The following is an 11,710-nucleotide window of genomic DNA, read 5'->3' on the forward strand; positions in this document are numbered from 1 at the left end:
GCCTCGCTTTAATGGTTGATCGGCGGCCCGATTTTTTGGGGTGCATCCATGCGCCCCACACCTCCGTGTCCGGATGCCGGTGCTGGTCATACACCGTCAACGCGACAGGGGCATGCTGAATGTTCGTGCGGGAGAATAACTATGCGGATATCGGGCAGTTTTCTTGCAACAAGTGCTGTCACGCTGAAGGTAGGCGTCGTGTTCTGGGTGCTGGTGGCCTGGCGAACTCCGGGGGGCGAGCCTTGGGACGCGCCCTCGTTCTGGACCGTCGTCTATCCCATCGCACCGGGGATCGCCGCGGCTCTAGGCGCGTGCTTTCCCCGGCATGCGTGGCTGTGGGGCCTGCTGTTCATGGCGCTGCAGGTGCCAGTGGCGGCCATGGCGTCGGGCTTTGGCCCGATGTTGCTGGCCGGACTGGCATACGCAACGGTGCTGGCGGTGCCTGCGATGGCTATCGCGGCAGCAGTGGGGGCACTGCGTAGCCGGCTGCATGAGGCTTGAGGCACAGATCGCCAAGGCCGCCGCCGCGAAATATCCAAGCACATTCATGTAGTTCAGCTCTGAAGCGAAGGGTTTGGCAGGAAGTGAATGACACTCCTTCCTATAGCAGCAATGGGGAGCGCGATGCTTAGGGCCCGGGTCAAACGGTTGCCCGCATTGGCTTGGAATGGAATCCAGATGACTAAAGCGATAGTGATCAGCGAGAAGATCACCACTGCTTTGCCGCTTGCCATCATTGCCAGACACAAGGCGATAAACGCAAACAGCTCAAGAACAAGTTCAATGTAAGTACGTCTATTCATCTTTTTCCGTCTTGCTTGGGCTGGGAGTCGTCCATGACCGCGACGGAAGCTTGCGGCCCACAAATGCTATCACGAATCATTCGCAATTGAGGCATAGCCCAACAGGCCACTGTCAGACTGCCTTGATTGGAAATATGGCGAGACTGCGAACACTTTTTGAGCGTGGATCGATTCCACAGCGGCAGGGCTCTCGATCTGCCACTGCTCGTTGACCGTGGCGTCTGGGGAGCCTTCAACTGTGCGAAGAGTCGAGCACAGCCGATGAAAGGACGACCGCACGCACGTGGGCCTGGGCCAGATCTTTGGTCCCGAAGCTACGCTCGATAAGTCGGCAGTCGAGCACGACGTGAAGATCGACGGGGACTCGCTCGACGAAGGACCAGCGGCCGGTGGCGGGCCGGCTCAGACGACGAGCGGTGCGCATGCGAGTGGTTCCTCTGCATGCTTCCTGCCTTCCAATCGACTCAAACTACTATTTCAATCCAGATCACTTTTTCAGGATCTAGTGGCGGAGAGAGTGGGATCGGATCAACTTCGATCCAACCCCTTCTCACCATTGCAAGAAGCCTGACTGACAGGTTTCCTTTTGATGTTTCCTCGATGATAGCCGGTCTCATGGGCCTGCATCCACCGCCTTTACAAGCGGCTCCCTCTGCGTCAGAACCCCCACCCCACCTCATCTGAAGTGCGAACTTTCATTTTTGTGAATAGGGCCTCAGTCTGGGCTCTTGCTATTGGGGTGGCACGCGCTTTGATGAGTGAACCATCTAAGCTCAAAGGAGCAATCATGTTGTCCAACCCCCAGTTCCTCGTTGCCGGCCAAATCCTCACGGGGTTGATGTGTGGCCGACAACCACGCGAATCAGGTGAATGTGCCAAGGAAGTCAGGTATGCCCTGGAAGCTTCGGCGGAGCTGATTCGGCAATGGCAAGGCCTCAACCTTCCTACCTATGATTACAAGCCACCCACGCCCGTGGCCGCCGCGCGAACACGGGAGGCGTTGGTGGACCGCGCCTTCGTCGCCACGGAACAGTGGCGGCGGGACCGCATGAACAAAGCCTCGAGCCCCCGTTCTGCTGGAAGCTCAGGGCCCGCCCTTCACTGACGGGTCCAAACACAGCCACACAAAGCCCCGCAAAGCGGGGCTTGTTTCGTTCAATGGAACCGTGGACGAGGGGTGCTGGGGCGGAGAGTCGGTGGGGCTGTATCACGGGCAGGCCCCCGTCGCGGCACGTGGCTGACGGTTGTAGGCTCTACCCGAGGAGGTTCTCTCAGGAGAAATGCCTGACTGAGCCCTTCTAGATGTTCGGCCCGAGCAGCGAGCTCTTGGGCGCAAGCCATTTCTTGTTCTGGTGTCGCGGCTGCTTGGGCTTTCACCAGCTCCGCAGAGCGTTGTTCGAGTGCAGCCAGCCGACGCCCTCGCCTCTTCTCCCATTCCCCTTTCGACCAGGACGGACCGGGCTCAGCGTGGTTCGCCACGAAATCTTCCCAGGACTGCTCAGCCATGTGTTTGAGTTGCATGGCACGCCGAACCGCCTCAACACGGCGGGGGAAGCGGGCCAGGGCCGCAGCAAAGCGTCGCAACCCCACGAGGAGCCGGCTGAGAAGCGAGCGGTATTCCTTGCCTTCATCGGCAGGCACGGGGTTCGCGGCCACCATATGCACAGCGTTCAACGTGTTGTGGAGCCCCTGGGCAGCAAGGTCACCCTTCAGCAGCGTGCCTTGATGAATCACCTCTGCCCGAATCGACTCAAGCGTTGCGGTTGCCTGCCCTAACTCAACCTCCGATCCCTGCCGCCCTGCGCTGGCAACCCGAGCCATACCCGGCGACATCTCGATGTGGCCATCTTGAAACGCCAGCGTCGCCGTCGAGCGCCTGCGCGATTCCCGACGCGCCTTTTGCCTGGTATGGCCGGTCGGCGCTTCCATGGCCCTGCCCTCTTGCTCAAACTGCCTGAGCATTTCATTGAAGGTCTCTTCGTTGTCCTCCTCAATGAACCGATTTTCCTCGCCTCGTCGTGACCTGCCGCCACGTCTCTCGATGGCAGAGGCGTCCTTCCCTACATGCTGCGTCGGCTCCCGCGACAACACGGCGGCCGCGACCAGGTCGCCGCGCGCAAGGGCGTCGTCGGCCTGGGCCTTCAGGCTGCGGTGGTCGATACGAACGTCCAGGCTGGCTGCTTCCAGATGGGCATTTGTGATTCGGGCGACCAGTTCCCTGACCCACTCGACTTCCGCCCTGCCCGAGGGCCCACCGTCCAACTCCTTGGTGTTGTCGGTAAAGCCATCGGGACCCAAGCGCCGAGTGGTGGCCAGCACGTGGACATGCCAGTTGAGCCCGTCCTTGCTGCCAGGGCTATGGATGCTCGCCTGCGCAGCGAAGCCGTAACGGTCGACCAGGGCACGCGTGACCTCGGCAGCCAGGGCCGAGCGTTGCTCGTCGCTGAGCTCGTGTGGCAACGCAAACTCAAACTCCCTGGCGATGGTCGAATCTTTGCGCCGCTCCGCGGCCTCGGCCTGGGTCCAAAGCGCAGCCGGAATCAGAGCCCAATCGGGCGCACCGTGAGGGATGACGCACCGCGTTTCGACCACGCCGTCACGCCGGCGGTAGTCGTGACGTTGCCCGGTGCGTTCGTCCTCGAGCAGGAGGCCGGCACGGTAGGCGGCGGCCGCGATGGACGAGTGGCCCTTGGCCCGACTGAAGGTTTTGACGTTGGCGTGATAGATGGCCATGAGGCTCCAAAGCGGTGGAAGTTGCTTCGTTTATGCCGTGGCTTTCGATTTTCGCAAGCGCTGAAAGCGATTGGGGTTCAAGGGGCGCAGCCCCTTGCGCACGTGTTCCCCCGGGAACACCTAGGTGCGCTCTTGCTCTTTCGTTCACTGCTTAGAATCAGGCCTTTCATCGAAGTCAGCGATGCCGACCGCCAAGACGCGTGGAAGTCTTGACGAGCGGTGATTGAATGATTCACTGGTTCCAGGAACCTCAGGAGATCAGCATGCCCCCCACCAATCAATATCACGACCGTATCGCAAGGGCGACCAAAAGCCTTGCGCAGCTGCAGGTGAGAGAACTATTGGCAGACCAACGGCGAGAAAGCAGGGCCAGGAATGCGGCAAAGCGTGAACAGGCCAAACGACGCCAGCGAGTGGCGAGCATCGTCTTTCTAGCCGGGGCGGAGTCTATTGATGACGCAGAGCTATTGGGGGCGCTCCTGAGTCACCTTGACGCCCGCGTGGACCCATCGGTTCGCCAGCTGGTAGCTGAGCGTGGTGAGCAACGCCTGCGCCTCGATGGCATTGAGCGAGCGCAGCAGATCCATTGAAGAGTGGGACCTGAGACTGTCGTTAGAGAGCACTGGGCATGGTCCATACCATCATCGCAATCTCATCCATCGTTTGGCCTCGTCCACAACCCGCGGATCGTCGGACATATCCATCGGCGAGTGGACGAAGCTCCAACCAGAAGACATGCGTGTTCGCTTCCGATTTGCGGAATTAAATCGCAAGTTGCGCCATACCAACCCGCTTCTCGCTGGGTGCCGCCTTTCGGCCAAAATTTTCTCGAGTAGCCCTTGAGGCAGATGGCCAGCCTTTGGGTCACAAATACTCTTAGCCTCAACGGCAATCAAGTTCTGCCTCAGCAGGGTGCTCGATGGCTCGTCGGCGTAATGCACTACGTCAAGAGGCTCGCAATACTGCCTCAAACGCCAAACAAGCAGATCCAGTCCGCCGAGATGGACATCCTTGACATGATAAGACCTCACCAAGTAACGATCAAAGTCCCACGCAACCAAGTTGTCGAAAACTTCTTGCTCAACCGCGGTTAGATTCAGGGATATCGAAAGAACAGAGCGCACTCTCTCAAGCGCTAGATCGATCCTGTGACTGAGCTGCCTCGTGTCATGCCGGTTCAGCATCAAGATACATTTCAAATATTTTTCTACAGCTTGCTCGGCGGCGGTCAGGTATTGAGAGTATAGGCGCGACCTCATAGCCAGACGTGCCGCGATGTAGTCACCGTCTCCAACATCTCGGAAACAGCGAATCGCGAACTGATTGACCTTTGCATGCAATGTGGGACGACGATAAGTGGCAGTAAAAGCGGTCAAGGGCTCCAACAGTGGTCCTTTCATGCCGCGTTACCCCTGTTGCGCCGCAGGGAGTAGATCGACGCCCATGTTGGCAGCATAGTGTTCTTGGAATCCTGCAGCATCAAACACCGCCTTGAACTTGTCAAAGTAGTAGTTCAAGTCGTAATGATTGAAGTCCATCACGGTGATGTTGATGCCATCCCTGTGAGACCCCCTGTCCAGGAAGCGCGCCAGCGGCGTGAAGGACGCATCGGCGGCAGCAACCTTCTTCAGAGCTTCTTTGAACTTCCCTTCTTGGTGGGTGAACCAGAAGAAGTGCTCAAGGATGCATCGCATGGCATTGGGAACCATGATCGCTGGCGTATTGGAATCGCGTGCATCCCGAAGCACCTGCCACAAGGCCTGGTAGTCGTTCATCATCTCCGATGCCCTCATCGGGACGACCTTCGTATGGTCTGACTTCACTACCCGCAGCAGCTGGCATCGTCTGTCCTGGTTCGCTAACTCTGGCCCCACGGTCTGCCTGAGCATCTCGTGTGGGAAGAACAGGTTGTGGGTCAGCACGATCACCTGACGCAATCGAGGCACGCCCTCGGGCGGCTTGATGAGTTCCTCCTGGATGATGGAAGCGATGTCGAACACGAAGTTGTGCGACAGGCTAGAAATCGGGTCGTCGATGACGGCAATCGTTCTGCCCAGGTCGACCGGACCGGCATCTTCCTCATCAGAGCCCGTCAGGCGCTCGAGGAAGTAGAGGAACGAGATGAGTGTCTTCTCGCCCTCACTGAGGGAAGTCATGTCGCCCTCTGCCTGTCCAGGGCGGCTCAAGCAATATAGGTGCCCCTCTCCTTTACTTGAGATGGAGTAGGAGGTGACACCCATGCCAGCAAGACGTGCATTGATCTTTTCGACAGCCGCCCCAACGCCTGTTTGGAGCTGCCCCAACTCCTTAAGACGAACGGAGATGTCCAGCAGGCTCTTGTCAACGGTGACCTTCTCGGCACGATCTGCCGTCAGCGCCTGCACTAGAGGTGCCTTGGCCGCATGGTAGGCATCGTAGACGGGTGCCCTTTCACGGCGCATCACTTGCCAGAGCATCGTTCGAATACGTCCTTGTTCGGCCGCCCGATCTGCGATTCTTGCGTTGAAATCTGTAACTCGCTGGTTGATGGTGCCGATGGCATTCCTCATTGGCTCAACGTCGCTAACCGTGACTTCATACGGCTCCCCAGGCTTGTCGACCTTGGATTTCATGAAGGCACTATTCGCCTTGAGCCGTGCCAGCAACAGTTCCCAAGCCTCAGACAGGGCAGCATCTTTCTGGGCAAACGTGTGCTTAAAGATCTGGGCTACCGTCGCCTCTACCTGTGCGACAGTCGCTTCATAGCGTTCAGCAAGCAACTTCACTTGGTCGACACGCACTTGCCTGTCTCCGTCAAGAAGCTTGGCCAAGTCCTCGGCGAAGTTCTCCGGCAACTTCTCCTGACAGAAGGGGCAGTTGTCGCCGTGTGGGATGTCCCGCCCCCGTCCAACCCAGTCGCTGTTTCCCCATTTCTCAATCAATGGAGCCAGCCGGCTGGCAGAAGACACGACAATCTTTTCAGCCCAGATTGAGTTTGACTCAATAGAGCTCAGACCTGAAAGGTCAACCGAGACCTTTGCCTGGGCAGCTTCGATGCTGGTTGCGTCTGCTAGACGCTCCTGTAGACGATCCAAGCTATCGAGCTCAACATCGTCTGCCACAGCATACTTTTCTAGCTCTTCAAAGAACTTCTTGCGGTCACTGTGCCAACCGCTCAACAGATCCCGAAACGGTGGCCTGTTGTAGTCACTATGGGCCTTCCACGCCCCGGTTATGTCGGCCTCTTGGACTTTCTTCCCGGCCTCGATCGACTGCTCGATCTTCTTCTTGACCGTTTCAAGCTGAGCCTCAAGCGCTTCAGCCTCGACCTTCTTTCCTTCGATCTCAGCCTGGGCCTCAGCGTCCAAGGCACCTATGGTGAAGATGCCAGGAACCCCCTCTGCCGTCCGGATCACCTTGTCTACGAACCGCTGGTTGTAGACAAGCACGCGATAGGCAGCATTGTTGGAGGTGTGCATCTGGCAGTGAGAGAACTTCCCATCGCCGCTGCTTACACCTTGAATCACCTCCCCGATTGCACTCTTTCCAGCCCCGTTGGTTCCGTAGAGGAAGACCGGCTTTGGAGGTGTCCCAGGTTCAAAGCTGATGGGCGGAGCCACCGTAGGATGGAAGCTCTTGTATCGATGAATCGACAGACCGGTAATCAAGGTGCCCCCTTGGCAGCTCGCTCACAGACAAAGCCCACATTGGCGTAGTGATGTGACCCAAGGTCACGCGCTCTCAACCGATTCCCCCTAGGTGCGCCCAAGGTCTAAGGGCAACAAGGTGCTGTCCTCAACCACGAAGCTGCTGACAAGCCACCCATGCAGGCGGCTCAGAGTATCGGCAATCTGGTCCTCGTCCTCGCACTCGATCGCGCACTGGGTGGGAAGAATAGGGAAAGCCCCGCCTGTCTCCCATTCGATGTCCCTTAACCGGAAATGCATCATCTTCAAGCCTCATCCATGAAAGGTATGCAGGGCAGCACAGCACGTGGATTCCCCTAGCAGGAAAGGTCTACCCGACGATTTTCCATACATCTACACTAACACGCTCACACGTCATTCACCATCCGTTCAGCTTTCAAGGGCCTCTATAACGCGGAGTTTGTTAGGCAATAGACTGCAAACAGTACGCAATTGACTGCGAATATTCAGCCGAATTTCGATAAAAACACCTTGTTCTAAGCCATTTCGTTCGGATAACGGAATTTGGCAAATCGACCAGCGTCTCCAGAGGAATTTAGACACCTAGTGTTGTTTCTTCCATGCGCAGATTTTTGTATCAACCGGGTTGACGAAATTCGGCTTTGTTTTATCCCTACTTCCATCTACCGATGGAAGTGAACCATGACCACCCTCCCCTCCGCAGCACTCAGCAACTACATCGATTCCCCCTTTGGCGTCCTGCATTTAGAGGGCATCCACATCGGGCGTTTCCGCATCGACCGCGCCGTGATTCAAGGCCGGGAAGCCGCCCTAAACCTTCAAGAACACATCTTGGCGGCCCTGGATGAAACGGGCCGTAAGAACACCCTGAAGCGCGGCACTCGTTATCCTGCGCCGTTGCCCATGGGAACGCCGGCTCGCCCCCTGGCCAAAGAGATCGACGACCACCTGGAGGACATGCGTCGCCGGCAGTTGGATCCAAAAACGGTGCTGGCCACCGAACGAACACTGAAACTGCTCTTGCTGACGTGTGGAAACATCTCCGCCTGCCGTGTCGACTACGCGCACATCAAGGAACTCTGGAAGCTGCTGCGGTGGGCTCCCAGAAATCTGTTCTCTGACCCGCTTCTCAAGGACCTGACGTTCAACGAGGCGATCGCCTTGGGCAAGAAGCAAGACGTTGCTCCATTGGCTCCCGCCACAGAGGAGCGGCACCGTCGGTTCCTTGTCGCGTTCTTCAACCACCTGGTGAATGGGCAAGCCATTACCACCTCCCCAATGAAGGCTTTCCGGAAGCCCAAGAAAGATCACACCATCGACCCCGACAAGGCCATCCGCCTGTTTGAGGATTCAGACCTGCAGGCCATCTTCGACCCGGCCACCTTCATCCCGTGGGCGAAGAAGCCGCAACATTGGTGGGCACCCCTGCTCGGCTTGTATACCGGCGCAAGGGCCAATGAAGTGTGCCAGTTGAAGCTCACCGACATCATTGAAGAGCGCGGCATCTGGTGCATTGCGTTCCAGAAGACCATAGACAAGGACTTGGCTGCCGATCCGAAGAAGAAACGGCGCAGCCGACAAAGCATGAAAGGCAGTGGTTGCATGCGCATCATCCCCATTGCCACGCCTCTATTGGAGGCAGGCTTTTTGGAGTTCGTGGAGGACATGCGGGAAACCGGCCACCCTCGCTTGTTCCCCTTGCTCTCTGCTGGCGTGAACCGCGCTACGGGGCGACGTCCCCCCGAGATTGAGTAGCGCGACGGTTTGGAGTCCAATCCTCAACGACAAGGAGATTGGACGTGAAGAAGCGCTTTTCCGAAGAACAGATCATCGGCTTCCTGCGCGAGGCCGAGGCGGGCATGCCGATCAAGGAGCTATGCCGCCAGCATGGCTTCAGTGAGGCCTCGTACTATCTGTGGCGTAGCAAGTTCGGCGGCATGAGCGTGTCCGACGCCAAGCGGCTCAAGGACCTGGAGGCCGAGAACACACGCCTGAAGAAGTTGCTGGCCGAGCAGGTGTTCGAGAACGACGTCATCAAGGATGCATTGCGAAAAAAGTGGTGACCGCACCGGCGCGCAGGTTGCTGGTGCGGAGCATGGTCGAGAAAGGGCTGAGCGAGCGGCGCGCGTTGGTGGTTGCACGCATGAGTGCCAGCGCGCTGCGATACGAACCCAGGCCGGACCACAACGTTGAATTGCGTGAGCAGATCGCTGTGCTGGCACACCGGCATCGACGTTACGGCGTGGGCATGATCCATCTGAAATTGCGACAGAAGGGGCTTGTTGTGAACTACAAGCGCGTGGAGCGCCTGTATCAGGAAGCGGGTCTGCAGGTGCGTCGCAGGAAGCGCAAGAAAGTGCCTGTCGGTGAGCGTCAGCACTTGCTGCGCCCGTCCGCCGCCAATCAGGTGTGGTCGATGGATTTTGTGTTCGACCGCACTGCGGAAGGCCGAGTGATCAAGTGCCTGACCATTGTTGACGATGCCACCCACGAGGCCGTGGCCATCGAGGTGGAACGGGCGATCTCCGGGCAGGGCGTAGCCAGAGTACTGGAAAGATTGGCCGTTCAGCGCGGTTTGCCGCAAGTGATCAGGACGGACAACGGCAAGGAATTTTGCGGCAAAGCGATGGTGGCGTGGGCTCACGAGAAGGGGATTTCCCTGCGCCTGATCGAGCCGGGCAAGCCGAACCAAAACGCTTACGTTGAGTCCTTCAATGGGCGGCTGCGCGATGAGTGTCTGAACGAGCATTGGTTCCCGACGTTGCTCCATGCCAGGACTAGTATCGAAAGCTGGCGGCGTGACTACAACGAAGAAAGGCCTAAACGAGTACTTGGCGGACTGACGCCCGCCCAGTACGCCGCGCAGTTGGCTGGCAAGAGGGATAAGATCAGCACCGGACTCTAAACCCGCCCACTACTCAGGACGGGGGGACGTCGGTAGGGCCCGCTTGAGGGGATAATGAACCCACTCACCGGACGAGGCCTTGGCGTGACATACGACAAAGTGACCAAGATCGCTGCATCCTTTGGCCTTCGTGACTCAATCCTTCATATTTGGGCCTATAGCCTGCATGTCGGTTATGGGCACCATCTTCCCATCGAGTATGAACACTCTCGGCCAGGGCTGCCGAACCAGGTCAACGCCTACGTCTTCGAGTTCTACCTGGATCTCTACCTGAGAGAAGTGCTTCAGCACGCATGATCGTCCAAAGGCGCTCGCTGTTCGCTGCGGAACTGGCAAGACCTCGGAACGCTGCACAACGCCATCCGAAGCTACAGCGATTTCAAGGCACGGTGTGATCTGGACATCTGGACAACCATGCACCGAATCGGTCACCAACAGCTGCCGCATTTTGATCGTTTTGGCCCCGCCTATTTTGGACGCTACTGGTCGCTTTACAAGCGAGGACGCCTTTCAAGCGTTGTTTTCAACGCATTGGGGCTGACATCGGAAGACTACTTCCTGCTGGCGGGAGCTACCCAAGCGCTCTTCATGAGCAGCTATGAAGTGCCTTTGGCCCCGCAGCTCGCCAAGCTTGGACTGAACCCCTCGGTGGTCGCAGCCCGAGTGGCAGCAATCACTGGCACGCCCAAGCTACTACGCGACCGATGCAAGCTTGACGCAAGATTTGATTCTTCTTGGGATTACACGCCCAATCCCATTGTCGTAAAGCCGCTCATCCAGCTCCGTTCCGACGCACCAGATCACCTTGCCTGTCCGCGACCGCAGTTGCTGGGGAAGCGCTTACTTGCCGGACTCTTTTATGACCTCGCTAACGCTGCCGACTTCGCCCAAGCTTACGGCGATGCATTTGAGGAGGTGGTAGGGGAGTGCTTTGGCCTCATCCAGGGCGAAACGGCGGCTGAGCGTCCCGCGCCATACGTAGTGAATGGGGCGCAGCACCAAGGGAGTGACTGGCTGCTGACGGATACCAACGCCACCGTGTTCGTGGAATGCAAGACCATGCGCATTCCCATCCCGGCAAAGCTTGCGGCTAACCCGGGCGATCTGGAGGCCGGCCTGAAGCGTTTGGCCAAGGCAGTCGTCCAGAACTATCGCAATATTCTTGATGCAACGTCTGGCCGAGCAGGCATCCAAGTGGCAGATGGACCCATTTATTGCTTGGTTGTCACTTTGGAAGACTGGGTGCTGTTTGGCGACAAGTCCGTAGACGCGCTTTCGACCCTTGTGGAAGGCGAGCTCAAGGAACGGGGCATGGAAGCCGGCATCCAAGAGCGCTACCCTTTTGCCGTCGTAGGCTACGCGGCGCTTCCGCAGCTGGTGGATTCAATCAGCCAGCATGGACTGCGAATCTTTACGGAAAAGTCGACTCAACGCTTTAAAGGCTACCTCTTCCCGCAGTTCTTGAAGGAGGCCAGGCTCACCAATGGGGGCGCAGCATCCTCCATGTTTGAACGGGAGTGGCACGACTGAACCTGCTCCGCTGAAACGGACGCCAAGAAGCGATAATTTACTCGCAATTGGAGGTTCCCATGCCACGTCCCCCTCGCCGTCATTACACCGAT

10 protein-coding genes and 1 pseudogene are annotated in these 11,710 nt (G+C 58.0%); 6 read left to right on the plus strand and 5 right to left on the minus strand.

Annotated features, from left to right (window positions below; translation table 11 throughout):
- Positions 1 to 141: 141 nt before the first annotated feature.
- Positions 142 to 501: a hypothetical protein gene (locus tag ACIGII_RS06405; protein ID WP_399634276.1), complete on the plus strand. Its 360-nt coding sequence runs from the start codon at positions 142 to 144 to the stop codon at positions 499 to 501.
- Positions 502 to 554: 53 nt separating this feature from the next.
- Here ACIGII_RS06405 and ACIGII_RS06410 read toward each other — a convergent pair whose 3' ends face one another.
- The 3 genes from ACIGII_RS06410 to mobQ form a co-directional block, all read right to left on the minus strand.
- Complete coding sequence (locus ACIGII_RS06410; RefSeq protein WP_399634275.1) at positions 555 to 803, minus strand: hypothetical protein; 249 nt, start codon at positions 801 to 803, stop codon at positions 555 to 557.
- A 232-nt stretch (positions 804 to 1,035) separates the two neighbouring features.
- On the minus strand, positions 1,036 to 1,227 hold the full coding sequence (locus ACIGII_RS06415; protein ID WP_399634273.1) for a DUF6538 domain-containing protein: 192 nt from the start codon (positions 1,225 to 1,227) through the stop codon (positions 1,036 to 1,038).
- A 731-nt stretch (positions 1,228 to 1,958) separates the two neighbouring features.
- Positions 1,959 to 3,536, minus strand: coding sequence for a MobQ family relaxase (mobQ, locus tag ACIGII_RS06420; RefSeq protein WP_399634272.1), 1,578 nt, complete (start codon positions 3,534 to 3,536; stop codon positions 1,959 to 1,961).
- Between the two features lie 263 nt (positions 3,537 to 3,799).
- On the opposite strand from mobQ, the gene ACIGII_RS06425 reads away from it, so the two are divergent.
- A complete protein-coding gene (locus tag ACIGII_RS06425) occupies positions 3,800 to 4,126 on the plus strand; it encodes a hypothetical protein (RefSeq protein WP_399634270.1) in 327 nt (108 codons plus the stop codon).
- A 51-nt stretch (positions 4,127 to 4,177) separates the two neighbouring features.
- Here ACIGII_RS06425 and ACIGII_RS06430 read toward each other — a convergent pair whose 3' ends face one another.
- Together ACIGII_RS06430 and ACIGII_RS06435 are read right to left on the minus strand one after the other, a co-directional pair.
- A complete protein-coding gene (locus tag ACIGII_RS06430; protein ID WP_399634269.1) occupies positions 4,178 to 4,936 on the minus strand; it encodes a hypothetical protein in 759 nt (252 codons plus the stop codon).
- 6 nt (positions 4,937 to 4,942) lie between these two features.
- Positions 4,943 to 7,183 (minus strand): AAA family ATPase, encoded by a 2,241-nt coding sequence (locus ACIGII_RS06435; protein ID WP_399634267.1) that lies wholly within the window; start codon positions 7,181 to 7,183, stop codon positions 4,943 to 4,945.
- A 681-nt stretch (positions 7,184 to 7,864) separates the two neighbouring features.
- Between ACIGII_RS06435 and ACIGII_RS06440 the strand changes: the two are divergent.
- From ACIGII_RS06440 to ACIGII_RS06455, 4 genes and pseudogenes are all read left to right on the plus strand, one after another.
- Positions 7,865 to 8,914: pseudogene (locus ACIGII_RS06440) on the plus strand (integrase); the annotation flags it as partial.
- A 128-nt stretch (positions 8,915 to 9,042) separates the two neighbouring features.
- A protein-coding gene (locus tag ACIGII_RS06445; RefSeq protein WP_399634677.1) for an IS3 family transposase occupies positions 9,043 to 10,088 on the plus strand; the annotation gives its coding sequence in 2 pieces (ribosomal slippage) (positions 9,043 to 9,241 and positions 9,241 to 10,088; 1,047 coding nt in all).
- A gap of 54 nt (positions 10,089 to 10,142) precedes the next feature.
- Complete coding sequence (locus ACIGII_RS06450) at positions 10,143 to 10,385, plus strand: hypothetical protein (RefSeq protein ID WP_399634266.1); 243 nt, start codon at positions 10,143 to 10,145, stop codon at positions 10,383 to 10,385.
- Between the two features lie 117 nt (positions 10,386 to 10,502).
- Positions 10,503 to 11,618, plus strand: coding sequence for a hypothetical protein (locus tag ACIGII_RS06455; protein ID WP_399634264.1), 1,116 nt, complete (start codon positions 10,503 to 10,505; stop codon positions 11,616 to 11,618).
- Positions 11,619 to 11,710 lie beyond the last annotated feature (92 nt).

This window comes from Stenotrophomonas sp. NPDC077420 (assembly GCF_044543385.1).
In the GTDB taxonomy this organism is placed as follows: domain Bacteria; phylum Pseudomonadota; class Gammaproteobacteria; order Xanthomonadales; family Xanthomonadaceae; genus Stenotrophomonas.